The 26,859-nt window shown below is 71.0% G+C and carries 21 protein-coding genes; 15 read left to right on the top strand and 6 right to left on the bottom strand.

The window, feature by feature from the left end; genetic code table 11:
• Positions 1-200: 200 nt before the first annotated feature.
• Entirely contained in the window at positions 201-1,133 is a 933-nt protein-coding gene (locus AB0I88_RS17795) for an EamA family transporter (protein WP_361024938.1), read from the bottom strand.
• A gap of 216 nt (positions 1,134-1,349) precedes the next feature.
• On the bottom strand, positions 1,350-1,964 hold the full coding sequence (locus tag AB0I88_RS17790) for a hypothetical protein (RefSeq protein WP_361024965.1): 615 nt from the start codon (positions 1,962-1,964) through the stop codon (positions 1,350-1,352).
• Positions 1,965-2,329: 365 nt separating this feature from the next.
• Here AB0I88_RS17790 and AB0I88_RS17785 point away from each other — a divergent pair, with 365 nt between their 5' ends.
• On the top strand, positions 2,330-2,962 hold the full coding sequence (locus AB0I88_RS17785) for a hypothetical protein (protein WP_361024935.1): 633 nt from the start codon (positions 2,330-2,332) through the stop codon (positions 2,960-2,962).
• Between the two features lie 4 nt (positions 2,963-2,966).
• Here AB0I88_RS17785 and AB0I88_RS17780 read toward each other — a convergent pair whose 3' ends face one another.
• The gene (locus AB0I88_RS17780; RefSeq protein ID WP_361024932.1) at positions 2,967-3,506 is read right to left on the bottom strand and encodes a histidine phosphatase family protein; all 540 of its coding nucleotides are present in this window, start codon (positions 3,504-3,506) and stop codon (positions 2,967-2,969) included.
• Between the two features lie 876 nt (positions 3,507-4,382).
• Here AB0I88_RS17780 and AB0I88_RS17775 point away from each other — a divergent pair.
• Positions 4,383-5,360 carry a phosphotransferase gene (locus tag AB0I88_RS17775; protein WP_361024929.1) on the top strand — a complete coding sequence of 326 codons (978 nt, stop codon included), beginning with the start codon at positions 4,383-4,385 and terminating at the stop codon, positions 5,358-5,360.
• A gap of 192 nt (positions 5,361-5,552) precedes the next feature.
• Here the strand turns inward: AB0I88_RS17775 and AB0I88_RS17770 are convergent, their stop codons facing one another.
• Complete coding sequence (locus AB0I88_RS17770) at positions 5,553-6,458, bottom strand: PAC2 family protein (RefSeq protein WP_361024926.1); 906 nt, start codon at positions 6,456-6,458, stop codon at positions 5,553-5,555.
• Between the two features lie 275 nt (positions 6,459-6,733).
• Here AB0I88_RS17770 and AB0I88_RS17765 point away from each other — a divergent pair, with 275 nt between their 5' ends.
• The 5 genes from AB0I88_RS17765 to AB0I88_RS17745 are packed head-to-tail and all read left to right on the top strand — an operon-like array spanning position 6,734 to position 10,735.
• Positions 6,734-7,339: an EcsC family protein gene (locus AB0I88_RS17765; protein ID WP_361024962.1), complete on the top strand. Its 606-nt coding sequence runs from the start codon at positions 6,734-6,736 to the stop codon at positions 7,337-7,339.
• Between the two features lie 31 nt (positions 7,340-7,370).
• Positions 7,371-7,964: a fibronectin type III domain-containing protein gene (locus AB0I88_RS17760; RefSeq protein ID WP_361024923.1), complete on the top strand. Its 594-nt coding sequence runs from the start codon at positions 7,371-7,373 to the stop codon at positions 7,962-7,964.
• A 34-nt stretch (positions 7,965-7,998) separates the two neighbouring features.
• Positions 7,999-9,573, top strand: coding sequence for a Na+/H+ antiporter (locus AB0I88_RS17755; protein ID WP_361024920.1), 1,575 nt, complete (start codon positions 7,999-8,001; stop codon positions 9,571-9,573).
• Positions 9,570-9,833, top strand: a complete 264-nt coding sequence (locus AB0I88_RS17750) for a UBP-type zinc finger domain-containing protein (protein WP_361024918.1) — start codon at positions 9,570-9,572, stop codon at positions 9,831-9,833. Before AB0I88_RS17755 ends, AB0I88_RS17750 begins: the two co-directional genes overlap by 4 nt.
• Entirely contained in the window at positions 9,830-10,735 is a 906-nt protein-coding gene (locus AB0I88_RS17745) for a ketopantoate reductase family protein (protein ID WP_361024915.1), read from the top strand. Before AB0I88_RS17750 ends, AB0I88_RS17745 begins: the two co-directional genes overlap by 4 nt.
• 242 nt (positions 10,736-10,977) lie before the next feature.
• Here AB0I88_RS17745 and AB0I88_RS17740 read toward each other — a convergent pair whose 3' ends face one another.
• Together AB0I88_RS17740 and AB0I88_RS17735 are read right to left on the bottom strand one after the other, a co-directional pair.
• Positions 10,978-12,219 (bottom strand): glycosyltransferase family 4 protein, encoded by a 1,242-nt coding sequence (locus AB0I88_RS17740; RefSeq protein ID WP_361024959.1) that lies wholly within the window; start codon positions 12,217-12,219, stop codon positions 10,978-10,980.
• Between the two features lie 25 nt (positions 12,220-12,244).
• Positions 12,245-14,212, bottom strand: a complete 1,968-nt coding sequence (locus AB0I88_RS17735; protein WP_361024912.1) for an amylo-alpha-1,6-glucosidase — start codon at positions 14,210-14,212, stop codon at positions 12,245-12,247.
• Between the two features lie 183 nt (positions 14,213-14,395).
• On the opposite strand from AB0I88_RS17735, the gene glgX reads away from it, so the two are divergent.
• The 8 genes from glgX (at position 14,396) to AB0I88_RS17695 (ending at position 26,749) form a co-directional block, all read left to right on the top strand.
• On the top strand, positions 14,396-16,507 hold the full coding sequence (glgX, locus tag AB0I88_RS17730) for a glycogen debranching protein GlgX (RefSeq protein WP_361024909.1): 2,112 nt from the start codon (positions 14,396-14,398) through the stop codon (positions 16,505-16,507).
• Entirely contained in the window at positions 16,507-18,783 is a 2,277-nt protein-coding gene (gene treY / locus AB0I88_RS17725; RefSeq protein WP_361024906.1) for a malto-oligosyltrehalose synthase, read from the top strand. The genes glgX and treY overlap by 1 nt, the downstream gene beginning before the upstream one ends.
• Positions 18,780-20,507 (top strand): malto-oligosyltrehalose trehalohydrolase, encoded by a 1,728-nt coding sequence (gene treZ, locus AB0I88_RS17720; protein ID WP_361024902.1) that lies wholly within the window; start codon positions 18,780-18,782, stop codon positions 20,505-20,507. The genes treY and treZ overlap by 4 nt, the downstream gene beginning before the upstream one ends.
• 27 nt (positions 20,508-20,534) lie before the next feature.
• Positions 20,535-20,900 carry a membrane protein insertion efficiency factor YidD gene (gene yidD, locus AB0I88_RS17715; RefSeq protein WP_361024899.1) on the top strand — a complete coding sequence of 122 codons (366 nt, stop codon included), beginning with the start codon at positions 20,535-20,537 and terminating at the stop codon, positions 20,898-20,900.
• 44 nt (positions 20,901-20,944) lie between these two features.
• Complete coding sequence (locus AB0I88_RS17710; protein WP_361024896.1) at positions 20,945-22,114, top strand: transporter substrate-binding domain-containing protein; 1,170 nt, start codon at positions 20,945-20,947, stop codon at positions 22,112-22,114.
• Positions 22,111-23,163 carry a hypothetical protein gene (locus tag AB0I88_RS17705; RefSeq protein WP_361024893.1) on the top strand — a complete coding sequence of 351 codons (1,053 nt, stop codon included), beginning with the start codon at positions 22,111-22,113 and terminating at the stop codon, positions 23,161-23,163. Before AB0I88_RS17710 ends, AB0I88_RS17705 begins: the two co-directional genes overlap by 4 nt.
• A gap of 81 nt (positions 23,164-23,244) precedes the next feature.
• Complete coding sequence (locus AB0I88_RS17700) at positions 23,245-23,967, top strand: protein phosphatase 2C domain-containing protein (RefSeq protein WP_361024890.1); 723 nt, start codon at positions 23,245-23,247, stop codon at positions 23,965-23,967.
• A 28-nt stretch (positions 23,968-23,995) separates the two neighbouring features.
• Entirely contained in the window at positions 23,996-26,749 is a 2,754-nt protein-coding gene (locus AB0I88_RS17695) for a bifunctional diguanylate cyclase/phosphodiesterase (RefSeq protein WP_361024887.1), read from the top strand.
• Positions 26,750-26,859: the final 110 nt, after the last annotated feature.

Genomic DNA, 26,859 nt, shown 5'->3' with positions numbered 1-26,859 from the left:
CCCATCCGGCCCGCCGTCATCCTCCGAGCCCCGCCCCATCAGCCCCGTGACGCGGTCTTCGCCGGCAAGGCGTCCGCCCAGCGGCGGACCACGGGTCACGGTCCTCGTCTGAGAAGGACCTACGAGCGCACCCTCCCTTGAACAGCCGGCAGGGTCAGTGTCGTTCGGGGGCTTGGAGGCAACCCCAGGGCCGGCCGGTCTCAGCCCACCGGCGCCGGCTGTTCCTCCGGGGCGTCCAGATAGAGGGCGGCGACCGCCCCGAGCAGCAGGAGGCCGCCGGTGACGGTGGCCGGGCCGAGCGGCTCGCCGATCAGGGCGACGGCGAGCAGGGCCGCGGTGAGCGGTTCGAGCAGGGTGACGACCACGGCCACACTGCCGGGGACACGGCGCAACCCGGTGTAGAACAGCGCGTACGCCAGCGCCGTGGTGACGGCCCCCGCGTAGACGAGCAGCGCGATCGGGGTGGCCTGCGGGGTGAAGGTCAGTCCTTCGATCGCGGCGAGCGGCAGGAGGCTGATCGCGCCGATCACACAGGACAGGGTGGTGAGGGTGAGCGGCTCCATGCCCTGAGTGGTGTGCCGGCTGACGGCGGTCGACGCCGCGTAGACGGCGCCGGAGCCGACTGCGGCGAGCAGCCCGTAGCCGGCCGCGGTGGCGGCGCCAGGTTCGACGGTGGCGCCGGCGATCAGCACCAGGCCGACGATCGCGGCGGCCGAGGCGGTCAGGGTGGCGGCGCCGGGCCGCTGCCGGGTGCGCAGCGTCTCCCACGCGCTCAACAGGACGGGGGCGAGGCCGAGGCTGACCACGGTGGCGATGCTGACGCCGCCGAGGCGAACGGCGACGAAGTAGAGGGCCTGGTAGGCGGCGAGCCCCATCCCGGCCACGGTGACCGCGACCGGCGCCGCCCGGAACGCCGCCCAGATCCGGTGGCGGGCCACCACGCCGATGAGCAGCAGCACGGCTGCCGCGGCGGCGAGCCGGTAGAACCCGATGGCCAGGGCGCCGAGGCCGGTACGCGCGGCGACGACCTGGACGACGACGCCGGTGGTGCCCCAGAGGACACCGGCGGCGGAGACCTGCAGCAGGCTCAGCCGGGCGCCGAGGGCGCGGGACGAGAGAAATGCAGTGAACACGTGCGCTCCGTGAGGAAGTGAGTCGTCAAAGGGCCGGCGACGGAGCGCAAGGCGAAACGGCCGGTCAAGCGCGGCTTGAACGGCGTGGCGGCGCTCCGGTCAGGAGCGCGGGGGCGGTAGGACGCCGGGGAAGGTACTCACGTCCGGCAGCCTAGCGGCAGAACGCGGCACACCGCTCCCCGGTACAGGGAGCGAGACCGGGGAGCGGTGTGCTGGTCAGGCGGCTGGAGCGGCGGTGGCCGCCCACATCGCGGTGAATGCGGCCGCCTCACCGGCCAGCCAGCTCTCGACATCGGCCGGGCGGCCGGCCGGGTCGATGCGGTGGGCGACGCCGCGGCGCAGGTCGACCAGGACCGGCTCGGCGTTGGGCAGAATCTGATCCATGTGACGGGCCATCAGATGCAGCATCGCGGTCGTCGCCTCGGCGCTCGGCGGCTCCTCGTCGAAGTGCAGGCGGACCGCCTCGCGGCGGCCGTCGGCGAAGCGGAGACCGAAATGCGGGTTGATCTTCACGGCCAGCGGGCCGACGCTGGCGATGGCGTCGCGGGTCTGCGCCAGATCGACCTGCTCGGGATCGCCGAGTGACGCCAGGTAGGTGCGGGCTCCGGCACGAAGCGCCTCGTAGAGGGGCTTCCAACGGTCCTTCACCACATCGACCACGCCGCCGAGATAGCTGCCGCCGGTGCGGAACGCGATGTCCGCTTTGAGTGCCTTGACGAGCTGGCCGTGCGGGTTGAAGCCGCTCCGGCGCTCCCGCTGCCGGCGCAGCCCGCCGACGAATGTGGCCTTGGCCGGGCCGGTGCGGGATACATACCGTGTGAAGCCGAGCATCGTCGCATAGGGAGGGATCACGGGCACGGGGGTGGTGGTCGAGATCGTCACGTCGTCTCCTCACTCGCGCTGCGGAAATCCGCCGAAGATCCGCAGCTCAGGGCCCCTCTTTCGTACATACATTCTAATCGACGGGTACGACATTCCCAACGCGGAAGGAGACCGGGACTGTCGCTGTCCCGTCCGCGCGAACTATGCGGAGTCCGGACTTACCTTGCGGACCGGCCACACGACCATCTCCGCGATCCGCGCCGGCCCCGGCGGGTCCCGACGCCGAATGAGAAGTACGCCGCACTGGTCGCGGCTGCCGGCTACCTGTCGCTGACCCTGTCCGGTGAGGACTACCGGGAGTTGCTGGCGGTGGAGTGGCGGCGGATCACCGACGAGGCATCAAAATCAACAACCGCACCTACAACGACGTCACGCTCGGTCCCTACCGGGGTGATCGCTCCGGGATCACCGCCAAAGGGAACCGCTGGGAGGTGCATGTCGATCCCTGCGACGTCTCGCAGGTTCACCTACGCACGCCGGACGGCTGGATCACTGTCCCCTGGATCTGTCTGCCGATGGTGTCCGCGCCGTCCGCCGACTTCACCTGGCGCCACGCCCGTCGTCTGGCCGGCACCGGATCGACCGAGGCCGAGATCGCCCGGGTCCTCGACGACCTGCTCACCCGCGCGGAGCACGGGCTGGACAAGGCGAGCGCCTGCATCACTGCCCGCACCAGGGCTGGCCAAGTCGCCCACCGGCCGCCGTTATCCGAGCCTGAGCCGGCGCCGGACGCCGAGGAGTCCGCCGAGCCGGACGCCGAGGTCATCCCTTCGGAATCGTCGACCCACCTGCGCCTGCTGCACTGCCTCGGCCCCGCCGCCTACGACGCCGTCCTCACCGGCTTCCTCATCTGCGGTCGCCGCTGGGGCCACAAGCCGACCCACTCACCGACCTCGACGGCCGAGTGTTCGGGACGATCACGAAGCCTCCTAATCCATCGAGTTTGACGAATTAGTGGAGTTGATACTCCCAGCCTTCCGGCCGCCATTGGAAGTCGGCTTCCAGCAGTTCCCGGACGGTGAACCCGTTGATCACATGCTCCAGGCCCCGATACGTCGCGAGGTGCCCGATCACCATGACCCGGCGGCCCGCCCACCGGGTCGGCAAATCGGCGAGCATCCTCGCCACCCGCCCGATCGCCTGGCTATGGCTTTCGCCGTCCGGATACGGGTTGTCGCAGAAGTCCAGGCGATCGTGCTTGACCTCGGCCCCGGGCGAGCCGTTGCGCGTTCCGAAGTCGCACTCGCGCAGCCGCCAGTCATGCAGGATCGGGACATCCGTGCCGCCGAACGCGATCTCCACCGTCTCCACCGCGCGGCGCAGGTCCGAGGTGAACACCGCAGCGATGCCGTCATCGCGCCGCCGCTGGCCCATCTCGGCGGCATTGACACGGCCTTGCTCGCTGAGCCGGCCGGGCAACCACCCGGTCGCGATGCCCCGCTCGTTGTCCTCAGTCAGGGCATGGGTCTCGAACACGATCCCGATCGGCATCGCACGAGGTTACTGAGGTCCTTCAACGGTTCTGTCGAGTCAGGGCCTGTCGCGCACCGAGTCCAGCGCTCCGGCGAAGACCGATCGGTAGGAGGCGAAGTGGGCAGCCTCCTACCGTGTCCACGCCAACACCTCCGCCGCGGTGGGACCGCCTGAACTGGTTGGCATGCATCGAGGCGCTCACACCAGAAGCATTCATTACGGGCGAACCGATCCTCAATGGCCGTCACCAGCCGGCGACGCTGATCGCCGAAGGCCCGTAGGCATCGGCAAGAACGCGCACCTGGCATGCCTGCTCGGTCTGCGGCCCTCGGGCCGGCTTCGACGAGATGCATCAGGACCAGGCCATATAGCCGACGTCCTCGAGCGGATCACCGACCGCCGCGAAAACCGCAAGGTAAGTCCGGACACTCTCGTCCCGCACCGTCCGGATCCATCCTGCGAGCCGCTGTTCAGCGCCTTGATCATCCGCAACCCTCGACCGGACGCGACAACTGTCGCTTCCCCGCGACCCTGCGAGTGTCCGGGCCGCCCTGCGAATGATCTTGCGGGCCGTCCGGGGACGCCTTGCGAGTTCACTCCCGCGTGCCGAATCGGTAGCGCGTCATCGACGTCGATGACGCGCAAGACGGATGATCTTGCGGTCGGGTGGAGAGCCGGGCCCGCAGCCGACTGCATCAGACCGACAGCGGCGGCGCAGTCCGACTGCTTTCCAGCGCATCAGCCCAGCTCCATGGCCCGTCCGAGGAACTCGACGGGGCACAGGCCCGCCGGGAGTGCGTCTCGCCGACCCGTGAGCCAGGAGGCGGGGACAACTCGATTGCGCGATGTCGATGCGTCAGGAACCATCGCCGGGCACCATGAAAAGAGGCGATCATGACACGGGTATTCCTGCAGCCGGACGACCTGCGTGACCTGGTGGCGGACCAGTTCGGCACGGACCGCAGAGTTGCCGCCCTGGACCGGCTGGCCGGTGGCAGCAAGAAGGGCGTCTACCGGCTCGGTCTGGACGACCAGGCGACGGCGATCGTCTATGTCTGGGCGGCCGGCGAAAACTACTGGCCCCCGGCGCCGGCCGTCCCTGACGACCCGTTCACCGACGCGTCGGGTGCCGAGTTGTTCGCCGCCGGCCATGCCGCCCTCACCGCCGCGGGTGTTCGGACGCCACGGCTGTTGGTGCTCGACCGCGACGGCCGCTACCTTCCGGCCGATCTTGCACTGGTCGAGGACGCCGGTGGGATGACGCTCGAGACCCTCATGGAGCAAGACCCGGCCGCAGCCGCGACGCCGCTGGCCACACTTGGTGACGCCCTGCGCCGCATGCACACCACACGCGGTTCCTGTTACGGCAAACTCGCCGCCATCGCTCGCGGGGAGGCGCCCCAGGACCGCCGCACCGAGGACATCATCAAGGATCGCGCGCTCGGTCACCTCGACGCCTCGGCCACCCGCGACACCCGGCTCGCCGACGCCCACGACCGAATCACCGGCCATGTCCGCCACTTGCACGGCGAGGTCACCGCCCGCGAGGAATACGGGCTGATACACGGCGAACTCGGACCGGACCACGTGCTCGTCACGCCCTCCGGCGAGCCCGCCATGATCGACATCGAGGGGCTGACGTTCTTCGACGTGGAATGGGAGCACGCCTGGCTGCGAATGCGCTTCGGTGGTGCGTACTCCGCGCTGCATCCGGTCGAACTCGACCCCAAGCGCTTGGAATTCTACCGATACGCCCAGATCCTCTCTCTGATCGAGGGACCTCTCCGGATCGCCGACACCGACTTCCCGAACCGCCAGTGGATGCTGGACCTGGCCGAGCGGAACATCACCAAGGCCCTGACCGCGATCTGACCTCTCAGGATCTCCGCAAGTGGAAGTCGGAACGAATCGTTCCCCCACCGGCCAAGCTCACCTTGCGAGTCACCGGTCAGCGCCTCGATCCTCCGCAACCTTCAGGCGGGCGCGACGGGGACCGTGTCCGGTCCAGGGCTGCCGACGTGCCTCCTCCGCCGCCCGGCTCGGCGCGGGCGGCGGAGGCATCGGTCAGTTGTCGTCACGGCCCTGTTCGGCGAGGAACCGCTCCAGCTCCGCGCCGAGTTCCTCGGCGGTCGGCAGCGGCGTCTCCGAATCGGCCAGCAGGTTGGCCTGGCGGCCGCGGACGAAGGCGTCGTACTGCGCCTCCAGCGAGGTGACCAGGCGGCCGGCCTGCTCGTCGTCGGCGATCTGCTTGTCCACCTCGACGCGGACCAGCTTGGCCGACTCCCGCAGCTCGCCGGTGGGCAGGGCCAGGCCGGTGCTCGCCGACACCGAGTCGAGCAGCAGTTCGGCGGCCGCCGGATAGGCGGTCTGGGCCAGATAGTGCGGGACGTGCGCCGCGAACCCGAGCGCGTCGTGGCCGGAGTTGCCGAGCCGGAACTCGAGCAGATTGCCGACACTGGCCGGAACCTGCACCCGCTGCAGCCACGACTCGTGTTCGCCGAGCAGGCGCTGGTCGGTGGCGTGCGCCGTGACGCCGACCGGGCGGGTGTGCGGAACGGCCATCGGGATGGCGTTGAGCCCGACCGTGACGGTGACGCCGAGACGGTCGATCAGGCCGGTCACCGCGACGATGAAACGCTCCCACTGGAGGTCCGGCTCGGGGCCCGCGAGCATCAGGAACGGCGTGCCCAGCTGGTCCTTGACGAGGTGCAGGGCGAGAACCGGCTCCTCGTAGCTGCTGAAGTGGTCGGCCTCGAAGATCATCGGAGGGCGACGGGACCGGTAGTCGAGCAGCTGGTCCAGGTCGAACGTGGCGACGACCTCGCTCTCCAGGTGCTCCAGCAGATTGTCCCGGGCCAGCTGGATCGCGCTGCCCGCGTCGACGAAGCCGGTGAGCGCCTGGATGAGCACCGGGCCGTCCAGAGCCGGCAGGTCACCGGTCACCTCGTAGAGCCCGTGTGGGTCGAGCACGCTGCGGTCCTCCCTCGAAAACCTCACCCGCTGACGCGGGTTTCTCCCTGCCAACAGCGGGCCGGTGGTTCGCATTCCGGCCCCTTGCATCATCTTGTACGCCGTACGTGCGGCAATCTGCTGTGACGGTGAACACCCCGCCCTGGTGGGGGGACGTGCGCGCACCAGTCACAATGAGTTCTAGATCCTCTTCCTCGCCCCCCTCGGAGTGATCTTTGACTCGTCAACAGTCCGTCCCCGAGACCGCCGCCCCACCCGGGACCCTGTGGGCCCGGATGAAGGCCGACCCTCAGTACGCGCCCGAGCACCTCGCGCTGGAGGCGGTCCGCCGCCTCGGCCCGGAGGCCGCCGACTGGCACGCCCGGATGCGCGCGGAACGACCCGAGCTGGAGCCGGAACAGCTGGCCGTGCTCGCCGTCAAGCATTTCACCAACCTGGCCCGGGTGTCCGGGGCGGTGTCCGGCGCGGCCGGCCTGCCCGGCGCGGTCCTCGACGTCGGTGTGCTCGCCTGGACCCAGGCCCGGATGGTGCTGCACATCGCGGCCGCCCACGGCGCCGATCCGGCCGTCCCGGAACGCGCCACGGACCTGCTGGTGCTCCAGCGGGTGCACCGGATGGCGGAGACCGCCCGGACCGCGCTCGGCGTCGCGGCCGGACGGGAACGCGCCAGCCGCATCTTCACCGGCGACTCCGGCCGGCCGCTCGCCGGCGTACTGGTGAAGTTGGGTGTGAAGCTCGCGCACATGGCCGGGATCCGCGCCGCGAGGCGGCTCTTCGTCAAGATGATCCCGGGCGCCGGCATGATCCTCGGCACCTGGGTGAACTCGGCGGCCACCAAGGATCTGGCCCGGCGCGCGTCGGAGCACTATCGCAAAGCCTAAGGATCCGCGACCACGGCCCGAAACACCTGTCGTGCTGGGATATCGGAAGTCCGCCGTCGCCCTGTCCGCCGTGATGCTGCCGCTGCTGCTCGGCGCGTGCTCCTCCTCGCCCAGGAAGGTCGAGGAGGAGACCGCCGAGGCGGGCCGCAACTGGATCATGGTGAACGAGGGCGAGGCGACGCCGACTCCCGTCACCACGTACGGCAAGGCGTCGCCGACCCCGTCGACCACCCTGCCGCCGCTGCCGACCACCTCGCCGAGCGCGAGCGGCAGCCCCGATCCGAGCTGCACGCCGCGGCAGCGGACCAGTCCGATCAACGGGCTGGGCGTCACGCCGGCCAGCACCAGCGCGGTGGTCACCTGGTACCACCCGGGCGGGCCGAACATCGTCGACTACCGGATCACCGCGATCAGTCAGGACCTGGTCAACGGCGCGCAGGCGGAGATCGGCTGGACCCGGAGCGCGCCGGAGGAGTGCGGTGAGGTCAGCGCCACGGTGCCCGGTCTTCAGCCACGGAGCAGGTACGTCTTCTCGGTCGACGTGGTGCTGAGGCGGGAGGGCGTCGGGCTGGAGGGCACCTACACCCGGACGGTCGCCCGTTCCGGCGTGGTCACCACCACGTAGGGGATCGGCTCGGTGACTCTCTAAGCTTCCCGGCATGGAGAGCATCGTCGACACGGTCGTCCTCGTGGCGATCGCCGTCGTCGGCGCGGCGCTGGCCCGCCGGCTCGGCTTCGTGGCGCCCCTGGTGCTGCTGATCGCCGGGCTGGGCCTGTCCTACGTCCCCGGGTTCCCGGAGGCCCACCTCGAGCCGGAGCTGGTGCTGATCGGGATCCTGCCACCGCTGCTCTACGTGGCGGCGCTGCAGACCTCGGTTCCCGCGTTCCGGCTGGCGTTACGGCCGATCCTGCTGCTCGCGGTCGGTCTCGTGGTGCTGACCGCGCTGGTCGTCGGCTTCCTCGTACATCTGATTCTGCCGGAGGCGCCGCTCGCCGCGTGCGTGGCGCTCGGGGCGATCGTCGCCCCGCCGGACGCGGTCTCCGCGACCGCGATCGCCCGCCGGGTCGGCCTGCCCCGCCGGGTCGTCACCATCCTCGAGGGCGAGAGCCTGCTCAACGACGCGACCGCGCTCGTCATGGTCCGGGTGGCGGTCGCCGCGCTGATGGGCACCGCGATCGGGTTCTGGGAGATCACCGTCGCGGTGAGCCGGGCGGCCGGGGGCGGCCTGCTGATCGGCCTGGCGTTCGCGGTGGCGGCGGCCTGGCTGCACCGGAAGATCGAGGACCCGCTGCTCGACGACGCGGTGGCGCTGCTCACCCCGTTCGTCGTGGTGATCGTCGCGGAGAGCCTGCACACGTCCAGTGTGGTGGCCGTCGTCATCGCCGGGCTGTACCTCGGGCATCGCATCCCGTACCTGTTGTCGGCCACCTCCCGGCTCCAGATGGAGGCGGTCTGGCGGTTGATCATCTTCCTTCTGGAGGGTGTGGTCTTCCTCCTGGTCGGCCTCCAGTTGCGGACCGTGGTCAGCACGATCGAGACCGACACGGCCACCACCGTCCAGGTCACCGCGGTGGTGTTCGCCGCCCTGCTGGCGATCCGGTTCCTGTGGATGTACCCGGCCACCTACCTGGCCCGGCTCATCCCGCGGGTCCGCAACCGGGAGGCCCGGCCACCGGTCACCGTGCCCACCGTGATCGCCTGGGCCGGCATGCGCGGCGTGGTCACCCTGGCCGCCGCGCAGACCCTGCCGGAGCCGGGCGCCGACGGCGTCCCCGCCTATCCGCGTGAACTGTTCGTCTTCGTGGCCTTCGCGATCATCGTGCTCACCCTGCTGGTGCAGGGCACCACGCTGCCGTGGGTGGCCCGGCGTCTCGACGTGCGGGAGGACAACAGCGCCCAGGACGCGCTGGCCGAGGCCGGGGTGCAGCACGCCGCCGGGCGGGCCGCGCTGGAGGCGCTGGAGGAGTATGCGGACGGCGCGCCCGAGTCGGTGGTGGAGCGGCTGCGCGGGCTGGTGGAGAGCCGCGGCAACAACGCGTGGGAGCGTCTCGGCAGCCAGGAGCGGGAAACCCCGTCGGCGGCGTACGGGCGGCTCCGGCGGGAGATGATCAGAGCCGAACGGCACGTCTTCAAGATCGCCCGGAACGAGGGGCGGATCCCCGAGGAGGTGCTGGTCCGCGCCCAGCGTGAGCTCGACCTGGAAGAGTCCCAGCTGCAACGGAGTGACGATTGACCTGCTGGCATCTCAAGGAGGCGGCGGAACCCGCGCCGCTCAGCGTCTATCAGGACGGCTGCCCGCAGTGCGTGGCCGCCGGTTTCCACAACTGGGTTCACCTGCGGCTCTGCCTGAGCTGCGGGCTGGTCGCCTGCTGTGACTCGTCGCCCCGGCGGCACATGTCCGCGCACCACGCGGCCGAGGGCCATCCGGTGATGCGGTCCTTCGAACCGGGCGAGACCTGGCGCTGGTGTTACGACGACGAGCAGCTCGGATGAGGATCCTGATCGTCGGCGCCGGTGCGACCGGCGGCTACTTCGGCGGCCGGCTCGCCCAGGCCGGGCGGGACGTCACCTTCCTGGTGCGGCCCGGCCGCGCCGAGTTGCTCGCCGAACGCGGCCTGCGGATCAAGGGGCCGGACGGCGAGACGGTCCTGCGGCCGCGGACGGTCACCGCCCCGGACGGCGTCTACGACCTGGTGCTTCTGGCGGTCAAGAGCTACTCGCTGGACATCGCCCTGTCCGACGCCGCGCCCGGCATCGGCCGGCACACCGTGATCATTCCGCTGCTCAACGGCATGCGGCACATCAGCACGCTGGTCCAGCGTTTCGGCGCGGACCGCGCCTGGGGCGGCGTCTGCATGATCCACGCGACGCTCGACGAGGAGGGCGACGTGGTGCGGATGAGCGGCCCGCACCGGCTGTCGTTCGGCCCGCTGGAGGGCGACGACGAGCGCCTTCCCGAGGTGACCGGGGCCCTGACCGGCGCGGGCTTCGACGCGCGGGCCTCGGCCACCATCGTCCAGGACCTGTGGGAGAAGTGGGTCATGCTGGCCACGCTCGGCGCGGCCACCACCCTGCTGCGGGGCTCGATCGGGGCGATCAACAAGGCGCCCGGTGGCCGTGCCTTCCTGGAGGCGCTGGCCGCCGAGACGTCCGCGGTCGCGGCGGCCGCCGGTCACCCGCCGCGCCCCAAGGCGGCCGCCATGCTCGAGGCCGTCATCGCCACCACCGAGCCGACCACCTCGTCGATGTACCGCGACCTCATCCAGGACCTGCCGGTCGAGGGCGACGCCATCGTCGGAGACCTGGTCGCCGAGGCGGAACGGCACGGTGTGCCGGTGCCGCTGCTCGCCGCCGCGCACACCGGCCTCGCCGTCTACACCGCCGCCCATCGCTGAGGTCGCTCCAGGCGGTCCGGTTCCGCTCTACTTCCTGTTCTTCTACGGGCTGCGCGAACCGTGGCGGGAAGTCTCGCGGCCCTGAGAGTCGCGCACGCCCGGCGCCGCGAGCGCCGGGCTGAGCGTGCGTGGTCACGGCCCGGCTGCCGCGATGATCCAGCCGGTGGCGAGGCGGCCCGGGCCGATCACGAATCCGAGCGTGCTCCCCCGCAGCCCGGAAGCGCTCGCCGGACGCCATGCCGTCAGCCGCCGGAGTGGGCGGTACTCGGGGCCGGGATGCGGGCGAGGACGCTCTCGGCCTCACGGGTCACCTGGCCGGCGTCCTGGGTGCGGGCCAGCTCGTAGACGCCGACGGTACGGGCGGCGATGGCCGGCCAGTTGAAGTCGTCGCGGACCCGCTGGTGGGCGCGCAGCGCGAGGGCGCGGGCGTACTCGCGGTCGGCCAGCACCGAGCCGGTCGCCCAGGCGAGGGCGGCCGGGTCGTCCGGGGCGAACTTCACGCCGGTCACGCCGTGCTCGACGATCTCGGCGAGCCCGCCGGTGTCGGCCACCGCGACCGGGGTGCCGGCGGCGGACGCCTCCAGGGCGACCATCCCGAACGGTTCGTAGATGCTCGGCACCACGTAGCAGTCGGAGGCGCCCATCAGCGCGGTCAGTTCGTGCCCGCCGAGGAACCCGGCGAAGGTCACCTCCGGATGGCCGGCGGCCAGTTCCTCCAGCTCGGGCCGGTACGGGCCGTCGCCGGCGATCACCACGCGCAGCCCCGGGAACCGGTCGCGCAGCTCCGGTACGGCGGCCAGCAGGTGCTGCACCCCCTTCTCGTAGACGAGCCGGCCGGCGTAGCTGACCAGGGGGCCGGGTCCGGCGTACCGGGCGCGGGCGGCGGCCACCGCACGCGGCCGGGCTCGCCAGCGCAGCGCGTCCACCCCGTTGAAGACCACGTCGGTACGGTCCGCGTCCACCCCGAACAGGCGGCCCACCTCGTGTCTCATGTACGCCGAGCAGACGATCAGCCGGTCGGCGCCCCGGGCCAGCCAGCGTTCGACGTCGTCGATCGTGCGGTTGTGCGGCTCCGGAAGCCAGCCCTGGTGGCGGCCCGACTCGGTGGCGTGGACGGTGGCGACCAGCGGCACGTCCAGGTGTTCGCTCACGGTCGTCGCGGCGTGCGCCACCAGCCAGTCGTGGGCGTGTACCACGTCGTACCGGCCGGTGCGGGTGGCGCGCAGCGCGGACCGGGTGAGCGTGTGGTTGAAGGCGACCGCCCAGGCCAGCAGGTTGCCGCCGGTCACCTCGAAGTCGGGCGGGTCGTCCGGGGCGCGGACCACGCGGACGCCTTCGGCGTACTCCTCGAGGAGAGCGCCCGGCGTGTGCCGGGTGACCACCGTGACCTCGTGCCCGGCCCGGACCAGCGTGGTGGCGAGCGCGTGCACGTGCCGTCCCAGGCCGCCCACCAGCAACGGAGGGTACTCCCAGCTCAGCATCATGATCCGGGTCACCGTGCCACCTCCGTCACGTCAGGTGCCGCTGCTTCACTCGTAGCACTTCGGCGACCGATCTGGCGGAGAATGGGCAGCCGGTGGCCCGGTGGGGCGAATCTCCTTCGGCGGTCTCGCCGAGCGAGCCCACGCCGGCCTCGGCGAGGTGGGCCTCCAAACCGGTGAGCAGGCCGTCGACGGGCAGGCCGGTGGCGGCGCAGGCGTCCGCGTACGGGCCGATCAGCCAGGTCCAGACGGCGCCCTGGTGGTAGGCCGGGTCGGGTTCGGCGGGTGGGCGGCTCTGGTAGCCGTACTCGCCGGGGGCCAGGGTGCGCAGGCCGAGCGGCGTGAGCAGCGCCTCGCCGACGGCCCGGATCGCGTCGCCGGGCCGTCCGCGCATCGGCGCGTGCGGCAGCGACCAGGCGAGCAGCTGGTGGGGGCGCAGCGACGGGTCGTCGTGGTGGGCGCCGGCGCCGAGCGGGTAGGTGGCGGCCGGTCCCTCGACCACGTCGTACAGCCAGCCCTCGGGGGCCGGGAAGCGGGTGCGGAACGAGTCGCGGGCCAGGTGCAGGCGGGCCCGCGGCTCGGTGTCGTCGCGGCCCGCCTCACCGAGCAGCTCGCACATCGCGGCCAGCGCGTTCACCCACAGCGCGTTGAGCTCCACGGGCTTGCCGACCCGCGGAATCCCGTGTGTGGGGTTCGGGCTCGCCGGCGGGCCGAAACCCACACACTCGCCGTGGTCGCCGTGGTCGCCGTGGTCGCTGTGGTCGCTGTGGTCGCTGTGGTCGCCGGGTGGGGCGGTGAGCCGCAGCAGCCCGTCGGCCGGGTCGACGGCGAGCGGCCCGGGCCCGGCCAGGTGGTGCCGCAGGAGGCGGCCGAGCGGGACGGCCAGTTCGGCGGCGAGCGCTCCGTCACCGGTACGCGAGACGTGCCGGTCCACCGCGTGCACCAGCCACAGCGGAGCGTCCAGCGGGTCGTGCCGTTGCCACGGGACGGCCGGGCGGGACGGCTCCCGGGCCGCCGCGCGGGTACGGGCGACCAGCAGCTCACGCCCCTCCTCGACGCGCCCGGTGTCGAGGAACAGCCCCTCGTACGCGGTCATCGCGTCGCCGGCCCAGCGGCCCTGCCCCGGATAGCCGGCCACCACATCGGGCCCGTCGGCGGCACGGATGACGAAGCGGTCGGCCGCGAGGACGAGCGTTTCCGCGTACCCCTCGGCTTTGGAGAGGGTGATCAGACGGTGGGCGCGCTCGCGCTCCGCGGCGACGACCACCGACGGAGGTGGCGGTGTCTCGCCGAGCGGGCCGGCCCACGCCGAGATCTCCACCGTGTGGCCCGGACCGGCCTGCCGGAAGAAGGTGCCGGCGTGCCAGAGGTCGTCGTCGGCGCCGTCCTCGCGGGTGTGTACGTCGACGTGCCAGAACCCGGCGGGCTGCCAGCCGGGGCCGTGCAGCCGGTACGCGCCGTCGATGATCACGCCGTCGGCGGCGGGTTCCATGGTGAGTGCCGGCCCGGTCGCGCGGCGGGCGGTGCCCTCGGTCCGCCAGGTGCACATCGCGGCGACCGCCAGGCCGACCGGGCCGGGCGCGCTGACCACCCGGTGCACCACGGCGAGCGACGGATGGCCGTGCCGCATCGCGAGTTCCCGCTCGACGACCACGTCGCCGATCCGCCAGCGCCACCGGGGCAGGCCGTCGGCCAGCGTGAACGTCTCCAGGTGGGTGTGCCCGGCCGGGTCGGTCACGCCGGACGCCCACTCGTGGGCGTACAGCGGGATCTTGGTCCCGGAGGGGAGCGTCACGGTGAGGTCGAGCGAGGCGAGCGCGACGTGACCGGCGGTCACCAGCAGGGCGTGCCGGCGGCGGGTGCGCAGGCCGCTGACCGTGCCGGTCGCGTAGCCGCCGAGCCCGTCGGTGACGAGCCATTCCCGGCCCCCGCCAGCCTCGGCGGACGGTGAGCCGCAGACCTGCGGCCCGAACGTGAATTGATCATTGCGCGGCACGACGACCCAAACCCCCGGACGGGGAGATATCAGTGGCTAACCGGACAGTCGGGCCGACGTTAGCAGTGAAGTCCGAGAGAATGGCCGCTGACGCGGCCGCGCATGATTAACCCATCCCTTTGATGGGCAAGCAGTCGCCGCTTGACCGCGATCATCGCGACGGCGAGGGGTAGGAGCACGGATATGCAGGTCTGGCCTGGTCATCGGTATCCGCTGGGTGCCACCTACGACGGGACGGGCACGAATTTCGCGATCTTCTCAGAGGTGGCCGAAGCGGTCGAGCTCTGCCTGTTCGACCCGTCGGGAAACGAGCGGAAGGTGCAGCTCCACGAGCAGGACGCCTTCGTCTGGCACGCCTACCTGCCGGGTGTGGAGCCCGGGCAGCGGTACGGCTATCGAGTCTACGGGCCCTACGAGCCACACCGGGGACTCCGGTGCAATCCGCACAAACTGCTCCTCGACCCGTACGCGCGGGCGGTCGACTCGGACATCGACTGGCATCCGTCGCTGTACGCCTACGACTTCGGCAACCCGGATCAGATGTCGGATCTGGACTCGGCGCCGTACATGCCCAAGGGCGTCGTGGTGAACCCGTACTTCGACTGGGGCAACGACCGGCGGCCGGACATCCCGTACCACCATTCGGTGATCTACGAGACGCACGTCAAGGGGCTCACCCAGCGGCACCCGGAGATCCCGCGGGACATGCGCGGCACCTACTCGGCGATCGGGCACCCGGCGATCATCGAGCATCTGAAGAGCCTCGGCGTGACCGCGGTCGAGCTGATGCCGGTCCACCAGTTCGTGCACGACAACCGGCTGCACGACCTGAGGCTGCGTAACTACTGGGGTTACAACACGCTGGGGTTCTTCGCGCCGTACCACGGCTATTCGGCGATGGGCTCGCTCGGTCAGCAGACCCAGGAGTTCCGCGGCATGGTGAAGGCGCTGCACGCGGCCGGCATGGAGGTCATCCTCGACGTCGTCTACAACCACACGGCCGAGGGCAACCACCTGGGCCCCACGCTGTCGCTGAAGGGCATAGACAACCGCACCTACTACCGGTTGGTGGACGATCAGCCGCAGTTCTACATGGATTACACGGGTACGGGTAACAGCCTGAACGTGCGCAGTCCGCAGAGCCTCCAGCTGATCATGGATTCGTTGCGTTACTGGGTCACCGAGATGCACGTCGACGGGTTCCGGTTCGATCTGGCCTCCACCCTGGCCCGCGAGTTCTACGACGTGGACCGGCTGTCCACGTTCTTCGAGGTGGTGCAGCAGGATCCGGTGGTCGGCCAGGTGAAGCTGATCGCCGAGCCGTGGGACGTCGGGCCGGGTGGCTACCAGGTGGGCAACTTCCCGCCCAACTGGACCGAGTGGAACGGAAAGTACCGGGACACGGTCCGCGACTTCTGGCGCGGTGAGCCGGCCACCCTGGCCGAGTTCGCGTCCCGGATCACCGGGTCGGCCGACCTCTACCAGGACGATGGCCGCAAGCCCTTCCACTCGATCAACTTCGTGACCGCACACGACGGGTTCACGCTCAACGACCTGGTGACGTACAACGACAAGCACAACGAGGCCAACGGCGAGGACAACCGGGACGGCGAGAGCCACAACCGGTCCTGGAACTGCGGCATTGAGGGCCCCACCAAGGACGAGAAGGTGCTGGCCCTGCGGGCCCGGCAGCGGCGTAACTTCCTGGCCACGCTGATGCTCAGCCAGGGCGTGCCGATGATCTCGCACGGCGACGAGCTGGGCCGCACCCAGCAGGGCAACAACAACGCGTACTGCCAGGACGGCGAGATCAGCTGGATCGACTGGGAGAACGCCGACGAGCGGCTGCTGGAGTTCGCCCGCAAGCTGACCGCGTTCCGGCACCGGCACCAGGTGTTCCAGCGCCGCCGGTTCTTCACCGGTCTGCCGGTGACCGCCCGCGGCGGCGGCGACCCGCTGCCCGACCTGGAGTGGTTCACCCCGGACGGGCGGCAGATGGCCGGTGACGACTGGGGCAACGACTTCGGCCGGGCCGTCGCGCTGTTCGTCAACGGCGAGGGCATCCGGGAGCGCGGCCAGTACGGCCAGCGCCACGTGGACAGCTCGTTCCTGCTGTTCTTCAACGCGCACGACGCGCCACTGGAGTTCACCACTCCTCCCGCCGAGTACGGCGAGAAGTGGGAGAAGGTCATCGAAACCGCCGACCCGTCCCCGGATCGCCCGTCCGTCGTGGAAGCTGGACACAAGATCTGGGTGCCGGATCGGTCCCTCATCGTGCTGGACAGGACGGTGTGATGCCCGCCAACAGGCCGAGCGGTACCTATCGAGTTCAGATACGCCCCGACTTCCCGCTGCGAGCCGCCGCCGAGATCGCCGACTACCTGGCCGATCTCGGGGTGAGCCATCTCTACTCGGCGCCGCTGCTGACCGCGGCACCCGGCTCCGAACACGGTTACGACGTGGTGGACCACTCGGCCGTCAGCCCGGCGCTGGGCGGGCCGGACGCGCTGCGCGATCTGAGCCGCGCGCTGCGGGCCGCCGATCTGGGCCTGGTCGTCGACATCGTCCCGAACCACGCGGGAATCGCCGCGCCGATCGAGAACCCCACCTGGTGGGACGTTCTCAAGAACGGGCAGAAATCGGAGTTCGCCCGGTTCTACGACATCGACTGGTCGCGGGGCCGGCTGCTCGTGCCGGTGCTGGCCGACTCCCCGGGCGCCCTCGACGACCTGCGCGTCGAGGACGGCGAGCTGCGCTACTTCGACAAGCGGTTCCCGATCGCCGACGGCACCGGCGACGGCACGCCGCGGGAGATCCACGACCGCCAGCACTACGAGCTGGTCAACTGGACCCGCGGCGACGCCGAGCTCAACTACCGCCGCTTCTTCGCCATCACCGACCTGGCCGGCCTGCGCGTCGAGGAGCCGGAGGTCTTCGACGCCACCCACGCCGAGATCCTGCGCTGGTACCGGGAGGGCATCGCGCAGGGCATCCGGGTCGACCATCCGGACGGGCTGCGCGACCCGGGCGCCTACTTCGCCCGGCTCCGCGAGGCCGTGCCGGGCGCCTGGATCGTGGTCGAGAAGATCCTGGAGCCGGGCGAGAAACTTCCACCCTGGCCGGTCGACGGCACCACCGGATACGACACGATGTGCCTGCTCAACGGCGTTTTCGTGGACCCCGGCACGGAGGCCTTCTTCGACACCCTCGACCGGCACCTGACCGGTGCCACCACGTCCTGGCAGGACCTGGTCCACCAGGCGAAGTGCGCGGTCGCCACCGGTTCCCTCGCCGCTGAGCTGGCCCGCCTGGCCCGGCTCGTCCCGGAGATCGAGGCCGCCGACAAAGGCCTCGCCGAGCTGGCCGCCTGCTTCCCGGTGTACCGCTCCTACATGCCGGCCGGTTCCCGTTACCTGGCACAGGCCCGGGCGGAGGCGGGCCGCCGCAGGCCGCAGCTGATCGGCGTGCTCGACCGGCTCACCGCCCGTCTCCGCAACCCCGCCGACGAGCTGGCCGTCCGCTTCCAGCAGTTCACCGGCGCGGTGATGGCCAAAGGGGTGGAGGACTGCGCGTTCTATCGGTGGACCCGGTTCGTGGCCCGCAACGAGGTCGGCAGCGACCCGGCCAAGTTCAGCGCCATCCCGGAGGAGTTCCACGAGGCCTCCGAGGAGCGCCAGGCCGCATGGCCGGGCACCATGACGTCGCTGGCCACCCACGACACCAAACGCGGCGAGGACGTCCGGGCCCGCCTCGCGGTCCTCTCCGAGGTGCCCGGCGACTGGACCGAGGTGGTGCGCCGGTGGGTCCGGTTCGATCCGCTCCCGGACCCGGCGCTGGCCCATCTCCTCTGGCAGGTCACGGTGGGCGCGTGGCCGATCTCCCGGGAGAGGCTTCAGGCGTACGCCCGGAAAGCCGCCCGGGAAGCCGGGACCGGAACGTCCTGGCTGAAACCGGACGAGGGTTTCGAGGCCGCCCTGCGGCGGATGGTCGACCGGATCTACGACGATCCGGCGCTGCACCGGGAGGTCGCCGACTTCGCCGCCTCGATCACCCCGCCCGGCTGGATCAACTCGCTCGGCCAGAAGCTCGTGCAGCTGGCCATGCCCGGTGTGCCCGACGTCTACCAGGGCACCGAGCTGTGGGACCACTCGCTGGTCGACCCGGACAACCGGCGGCCGGTCGACTTCGCCGAGCGCCGCGAGCTGCTCGGCCGGATCGACGACGGGTGGCTGCCGCCGGTGGACGACACCGGCGCCGCCAAGCTGCTGATCACCAGCCGGGTGCTGCGCCTGCGCCGGCAGCGCCCGGAACTGTTCAGCTCGTACCGGCCGGTCTTCGCCGAGGGGCGGGTCGGCGATCACGTGCTCGCGTTCGACCGTGGCGGCGTGATCGCGGTCGCCACCCGGCTGCCGGTCGGATTGTCACGGCACGGCGGCTGGGGCGACACCACACTGTCACTCGACGGTCACAGTTGGACGGAAGTGTTCACGAATACCAGCTACGGTGGGAATCGTCTGACGGTGGCCGAGCTGCTGCACACCTATCCCGTCGCTCTCCTGGTGAAAGAATGACTGTCTTCGAGGTCTGGGCGCCGGATAAGCCGGTCAAGCTGCGTCTCGGTGAGCACGATCACACGATGGAGGCCGTCGGGGACGGCTGGTGGCGGGCCGACGTGCCGGCGCCCGCCGGTGCCGACTACGGCTTCCTCCTGGAGGGGCGCGACGGGCCGCTGCCCGACCCGCGATCGCCCTGGCAGCCGGACGGGGTGCACGGCCTGAGCCGGCTCTACGACCACTCCGCCTTCGCCTGGACCGATCAGGCGTGGACCGGCCGCCGGCTGCCCGGCTCGGTCCTCTACGAGCTGCACGTCGGCACGTTCACACCGGAGGGCACCTTCGACTCGGCGATCGAGCGGCTCGACCACCTCGTCGACCTCGGCGTCGACCTGGTCGAGCTGCTGCCGGTCAACGCGTTCAACGGCACCTACAACTGGGGCTACGACGGGGTCTGCTGGTTCGCCCCGCACGAGGCGTACGGCGGGCCCGACGGCCTCAAGCGCTTCGTCGACGCGGCCCACGCCAAGGGCCTCGGCGTCGTGCTGGACGTCGTCCACAACCACTTCGGGCCCAGCGGGGCGTATGCGCCGATGTTCGCCCCCTACCTCAGCAGCGGCAGCAACGCCTGGGGCAGCGCCGTCAACCTCGACGGCCCCGGCTCCGGCCAGGTGCGCCGCCACATCATCGACAGCGTGCTGATGTGGCTGCGCGACTACCACGTCGACGGTCTGCGGCTGGACGCCGTGCACGCGCTGCACGACGAGGGCGCCGTCCACCTGCTCGAGGAGATGGCGGTCGAGGTGGAGACGCTCGCCACCGAGCTGCGGCGGCCGCTGTCGCTGATCGCCGAGTCCGACCTCAACGACCCCAAGCTGATCACCCCGCGCGAGGCGGGCGGGTTCGGGCTGCACGCGCAGTGGGACGACGACGTGCATCACGCCCTGCACACCCTGCTCACCGGTGAGCGCCAGGGCTACTACGGGGACTTCGGATCGCTCGACTGTCTGCGTACCGTGCTGGAGGGGGCGTTCTTCCACGCCGGCACCTGGTCGTCGTTTCGCGGCCGGCGGCACGGCCGCCCGGTCGACCGGCAGCGCACCCCCGGCCACCGGTTCGTCACCTTCCTGCAGAACCACGACCAGATCGGCAACCGGGCGATCGGCGACCGGCTCACCGCCACCCTCTCGCCCGGCCTGCTCAAGGTGGCCGCCACCCTGCTGCTCACCTCACCGTTCACGCCGATGCTCTTCATGGGCGAGGAGTGGGCGGCCGGCAGCCCCTGGCAGTACTTCACCTCCCACCCGGAGCCCGACCTGGCCGCCGCCGTGCGGAACGGGCGGCGTAAAGAGTTCGCCCGGCACGGCTGGGACGAGTCCGAGGTGCCCGACCCGCAGGACCCGGCCACCTTCGAGCGCTCCAAGCTCGACTGGTCCGAGCTGGAGAAACCCGGCCACGCCGAGATCCTCCAACTGCACCGCGACCTGATCAGGTTGCGCCGCAGCGTCCCCGGCCTCACCGACCCGTGGCTGCACCGGGTCGAGGTCTGGCACGGCGACCGGCACGTGGTGATCCGGCGTGGGCCCAACGTGGTGGCCGCCAACCTGGCCGGCACGGCACAGACCGTCAGCGTGCGCTCGCTGCCCCGCGCCGTGCTGCTGGCCACCTCGCCCGGTGTGACCGTCGAGCGGGACCGGCTGGTGCTGCCACCGGAGAGCGCCGCGGTCGTCTCGGTTCGCTGACGTGCCAAGATCCGTCATCATGTGATCGTGAGCGTGCGGAAATCCCGGAAGAAGAAAAAGAAGTCGTCGCACTGGTGGGACTCGTGCGCCGGCCCCGACTGTGACTGCGACATCCCCGGCTGTGACTGTTTCTCGCTGAGCACCATCGTGCGGTTGTCCGCCGTGCTCGTTCCGGCGACCCGTTCCGAGCGCGCCGTGGTCGGCGCGATCCACGGCTACCGGAAGATCTCGCCGAAGCTGCCGACCCGATGCCGGTACACGCCCACGTGCAGCGCCTACGCGTTGCAGGCGATCGAACGGCACGGGTTGCGGGCCGGGCTGCGGCTCACCGCGGGCCGGCTCGCCCGCTGCCGTCCCGGCGTCCGGTACGGGACCGGGGACCCCGTTCCCTGACCTCGTCGGGCACGATGACTCGTCAGGGACGAAGGGACGGGTCGATGGGGGACGAGAACAGGCCGCCGGAGCAGCCGCAGTGGCGGCTGCCCCGGCAGTTGCAGATGGCGCCGGAGCTGGTCCGGCTGCTGCTGCGCACCCCGCCGCCCCCGGTGCCGGGGCAGCCGGAGCCGACCGCGGAGGAGATCGCCTCGCAGACGCTCGCCCAGCAGGAGGTGATCGAGGAGGTCATCGCCGAGGTCGAGAACGCCATCGTGGTCGACCGGGAGTACCGGTTCAAGGTGTGGCGGCTCGCCGGGCTCGGGCTGCTCATCGTGATCACCATCGCGGTGGTGCTGGGGCGCCTGTTCGTGGGCGGGCCGCCGACCGTGGCGGAGCTTCGGGAGCAGGCCGGAGTCGACAGGTGGCCCACTCTCGACATCGGCGTCAAGGACGATCAATTCGGTACGGCCTACTACGACCCCGCCGCGAAACAGTGGTCGGGCTTCGACATCGACATCGCCTACATGATCGCGGAGGACCTCGGGTTCCGCCGGGAGGACGTGCGCTTCTTCGGCATGGAGAGCGAGGACCGGGCCCGGATGCAGGCCAACGACCCGGACGGCGGGGAGCGGGTGCCGGTCCACATGGTGATCGCCAGCTACAGCATCACGCCGGAACGCGAAGACCGGCCGGGAGTGACGTTCTCCCAGGCGTACCTCGACACCGAGCAGTCCGTCATGACGCTTCGGGGCCATCCGCCGGTCGCCGCGCTGAACGATCTGGAGGGCAAGAAGGTCTGCACCCTGTCGACCTCGACCAGCCAGTCCACGCTCGACGATCTCGGCGCCACGGTGATCCAGAAGAACCGTGTCCGGGAGTGCTTCGCCCTGCTGGACGGCAGGGGAGTCGAAGCGATCAGCACCGACGCCGCGATCCTCGCCGGATGGAAACACCGATTCCCCGAGAAATACGAGCATTTTGACCTGGGGTTGGACACCACCGAACGCTGGGGCGTCAACGTCGGCGAGAACCTGGCCCTCAAAGAACTCGTCGACCTCACCCTCTACCGCTCCTGGGCCGACCCCGAGGACAGCCGCTGGGAAGAAGCCTTCGACCGCAACCTCCAGGTCGAAGTGAAAAGGAACGGCAGCACCCCGATCGCCGCCGCCCACCAGCCCCGGCCCGAACGGCCGAACGTGGGCTGGCTGCCGTGGGAGGACCCGCTCACATGAGCGAGCTTGCGAGCGAAGTCGAGATCCACACCGGCGCCGTCGGCAAGGAACGGCCGCTGCCCCGGCAGAGCTACCGCGCCGAACTGAACTGGCTGCTCGCCGTCCTGCCCGGCTTCCCGCTGCTGCTGCTCGTGCTGCGGTTGTGGTACCTGAGCCGGCAGGACCTGCCCACCATGCTGCTGCTCGTGCAGTACATCAACCCGCTCGGCATGATCGGCGCGCTCTTCATCACGCTGAGCTGGACCATCCCCGCCGCCATCCTGCTGGTCCGGGTGCTCGGCGGCATCCTGCTGGTGAGCGTCCCCGGGCGCACCGCCAACTCGTTCCTCGCCGTGACCGCGCTGCGGATGCCCGGCTGGGTCGTGGTGATCGCCGCCGGGATCGCCGCCTTCACCTGGCAACTGCGGATGCTGCCGCTGCTCATGATGCTGATCGTCGCCGTCCTCGGGCTCACCGCGGTGCAGGGCGAGCAGGGGGAGCCGTGGCTGATGCGGTGGCTCACCCTCGGCGTACCGATCCTCACCGGGATCCTGGTGTGGCTCTTCGTCTGGCCGGGACTGGTGGCCGCCGTCCGGGCGGGGCAATGGGCGACAGCGGTGCTTCTGGCCGTACCCCCGCTCTTCGGTCCTCTGCTGACCGGCCCCGTGCCGGAGCGATGGGCGCGGATCGCCACCCACTGGCCGGCCGTGGCGACGGCCTTCGCCATGCCGTTCGTGGTCGGCGTCGTCTTCCTGCGCGCCCCGGTCCTGCCGGACAGCGCCATCGAGGTGACATCGGAGAAGGAACCGGTCAAGGTCGTCCGCGGCCAGTTGATCGCGGTCGACGACACCTCCACCACCATGCTCCAGCCCACCGGCGAGGTGACCTTCATACCGAACGGGCAGGTCCGGTCCAAGACCCTCTGCCCGCAGTCGGTGCGACCACCGGAGAGCGGCCTCACCGTCCGGGGATGGCCGGTCGAGGCGTCGGCACTCCAGTGGATCGCACCGACACGGACCGTCACCGAAATCGATCCGCGCTGCCTCGGGCGCCCTCTTGACCGGGGTTGAGGGTATTTTCAGCAACGACATGTGCGACATGCCGCCCACCACGTGCAGACAGGTTGGCGCCGACCTGGCAGGCTGCACGCCATGACCTTGCACCTCCGGTGGGCGGCCGTGACCGACCAAGGACACGTCCGGAGCAACAACGAGGACTGTCACTACGCCGGTGATCGGCTTCTCGTCGTCGCGGACGGCATGGGCGGCATGGCCGCCGGCGATCTGGCCAGCCGGATCGCCATCGAAGCCATGGTCTCGCTCGACATCCCGATCGACACCGAACATCAGATGGACGCCCTGCACCGCGGGCTGGAGTTGGCCAACGGCCGGATCGCCGAACAGGTGGCCGCCGACCCCTCCCTCGCCGGCATGGGCACCACGCTGACGGCGGTCCTCTTCAACGGCGAGCGGGCCGCCATGGCCCACGTCGGCGACTCCCGGGCGTACCTGTTGCGCGCCGGCCGCCTCAACCAGCTCACCAAAGACGACACGTACGTCCAGATGCTCGTCGACCAAGGACTGATCAAACCGGAGGAGGCGGCCGCCCACCCGCGGCGGGCCGTCGTCACCCGGGTTCTCCAGGGGGAACCGGTGACCCCCGCCTACGTCATCGTCGAGCCGCAGGCGGGCGACCGCTGGCTGCTGTGCAGCGACGGGCTCACCGGCGTGGTCCCGGACCCGGTCCTCGAAGAGGAGTTGCGTACCGTCTCGGATCCCAAGTCGTGCGCGGAGCGTCTCATCGACCTCGCGCTCCGCGGCGGCGGGCCGGACAATGTGACGGTGGTAGTCGCCGACGTGACAGCCGGAGACTGACCCGCACCCCCTTCGAAGGTGGCTCTTCGTGGCAGTCATCACCACGGCGCTGATCCTGGGCCTGGTCGCGTTCGGTGAACTCGTCCTCGGCACCCCACGCCACTTCACCGCCACGGCGCAGCTCATCGCCGGCATCGTCGCGGCGACGGTGTGCGTCACCGTCGGCCGCGGCCGGTCCGGCGTCCCGCGCCAGTGGCGGCTGCTCGCCGCCTGCGGCCTCATCGTCTGGTCGCTCACCCGGCTGTGGTGGGCGCTCGGCGACCCGCCGCCGGCCGTGTACGGCATCGGCTACCTGGTGCTGCCCGCCTGCATGCTGCTCGGGCTCCTCGTCGCCGTGCACACCCGGCCCCGGCCCGTCCCCACGTCGCCGCTGCGCGACCAGATCGCCCTCGTCATCGACAGCGTCCTCATCACCGGCTCGGTGCTCGCCCTCGTCTGGTCGGTGATCCCCGGCGACTCCATCGGCGACCTCACCGGGACGGCACTGCTCGGCTACGTCGTCGCCGACCTGATCCTGCTCACCATGGTGGTGCTGCTGCTCACCACCCGGCCCGACTCACCGGCCGGCAGACGGCCGCTGCGGCTCATCGGCGCCGCCCTCGTCGCGTTCGGCACTGCCGACACCATCCGGTTGGCCGGGGACGGACCGGCCTGGCTGGAGAACGCCGGATACCTACTCGGGCCGGCCCTCATCACACTCGCCGCGCTGAGTCCCGCCCGGAACGCCCCCGCCCGGCCGGCCGCCGAACTGCTCCAGCGCGACTGGTTCCATCTGCTTCTGCCGTACGGGCCGGTGCTGGTGACCGGGGTGGTGCTGGTGGTGAGAACGGTCGCGGGCAGCACGCTCACACCCTTCGAGGCCTACCTCGGGTGGCTCGGGCTGGCCCTCGTCGTCACCCGGCAGATGATCACCATCGTGGACAACACCGTCCTGTTCGACCGGGTCGCGGAAACCCAGCAGCGGCTGCACCATCAGGCGTACCACGACCCGCTGACCGGCCTCGCCAACCGCGCCCTCTTCCGGGAACGGCTCGTCCTCGCCATCGACGCCCACCACCAGCACGGCGCGCCGGTCGCGGTGCTCTTCGCCGACCTCGACGACTTCAAACTCATCAACGACACCTTCGGGCACGCCATGGGCGACCGGGTGCTGCACGCGATCGGCGAGCGGATGCGGGCCTGCGTGCGCCCGCAAGACCTGGTCGCGCGGCTCGGTGGCGACGAGTTCGCGGTCGTCCTGGGACACACGCCGCCGCCGGCGCCGATGCCGCGGCGCCGTCTTCGCTCCCGGCTGGGTTTCGCGGCGCGCGGCCGTCGCTACATCCTCTCCGCCGCGGGGGTACGGGTGACGGGCGCTCCCGGCCTGCCTGTTCCGCCAGCCGGCCGGCCCGCACCTGGGTCGGGTGGCGTGGCCGGGCCGGCTTCGGCTCAGGTCCCGGCTTCGCGTCGCCCGGTGACCGGCCGGCCGATGGATTCGGATGCCCGTGCCGGGGCGCCGGCTTCCTCGTCCGCGTCTCGTGCGGCTTCGTCCTTCGCTCCTGGGCCTGCGTCTGCTGGGCCTGCGTCTGCTCCCGGGTCCGCGTCATCCCCGGAACTCGCGGCCGCGGCCTCTTCCGGGTCCGCGGCCTTTCTCGGGGCGGTGTCCTCTGTCAGCACCGAGCCGTTCGGTTCCGTGCCCCCGGACACTACCGGTTCCACGTCGGCCTCCAGCGGGAACGGCGCCGTCTCCCCGGTGGAGGAAGCCGACGCCGGTCCGGCGGGGGAGGGCTGGGCCGGTGAGGCGGAGGCGATCGGGCAACGACTGCTGGCGGCGCTGCGGGAGCCGTACATCATCGATGGCCGCTCGGTCGGGGTCGGTGTCAGCATCGGCCTGGTGGCGGCGGAGCCGGGTGACCGGCTCTCCGCCGACCTGCTGCTGCGCCGCGCCGACGCCGCCATGTATGCGGTCAAGCGCCGTGGCAAGGGCGCCCTCATCCGGTACACCGGCCGCCGCGACTCCGGCCCCAATGCCGACCTGCCACAGCTCCTGGCGGGCGCCCTGGCCGACGGAGGCAGCCCCGCCGAAGCCGGCTTCGAGGTCCACTACCAGCCGATCGTGCGGCTCGGTGACAGCGAGACCGTCGCGGTCGAGGCCCTCGCCCGCTGGACCGACCCGGTGGCCGGCCCCGTCCACCCCGACGTCTTCGTCACGATGGCCGAACGCACCGGCCTGGTCGCCGCCATCGACGACTTCGTCCTGGACCGGGCGTGCGCTGACGCCGCGGCCCTCGCCGACCGTTTCGGCCACCCGATCGACCTGCACGTCAACGTCTCCGCCGGCCGGCTCGGCCAGCAGGGCCTGGAAGACGCGGTGCGGGCCGCGCTCGCCCGGCACTCCGTGCCGGCCGCCCGCCTGATCATCGAGATCACCGAGACGTTGCGCATCCCCGACCTGCCCCGCGCGGCCGCCGTCGTGGGCCGGCTCAGAGCCCTGGGCGTACGCGTGGCGCTGGATGATTTCGGCAGTGGCTACAACGCGCTGGCCCAGCTCCACGCGATCCCGGTCGACATCGTCAAGCTCGACGCCACCCTGACCGACGTCTCCAGCGCCTCGGACCGGTCCGGCGCCCTGTGCCGTTCCGTACTGGCCATCTGCGCCGAACTCGGCATCACGGTCGTGGCCGAAGGACTGGAAACCCCGGAACGCTCCGCGGCCCTCAACGACCTGGGCTGCCCACTGGGCCAGGGCTACCTCTTCGGAGCGCCGGCACCGCTCGCCGCGCTGGGCCCGCCCACGTCCTGAGCGAGCGGGAGATGTCCCGCAGGACGAGCTTCCTGGAAACCTGAAAGAGGCCGACGCTGCTACCAGGGCCGGCCGCAAGGTTTCTACTGCGTGCCGCGGGAGGACACCGA

This window comes from Actinoplanes sp. NPDC049802 (assembly GCF_040656595.1).
In the GTDB taxonomy this organism is placed as follows: Bacteria; Actinomycetota; Actinomycetes; order Mycobacteriales; family Micromonosporaceae; genus Actinoplanes.
Note: the sequence above shows the minus strand (reverse complement) of the source record. Positions and strands in the feature narration are given on the sequence as shown.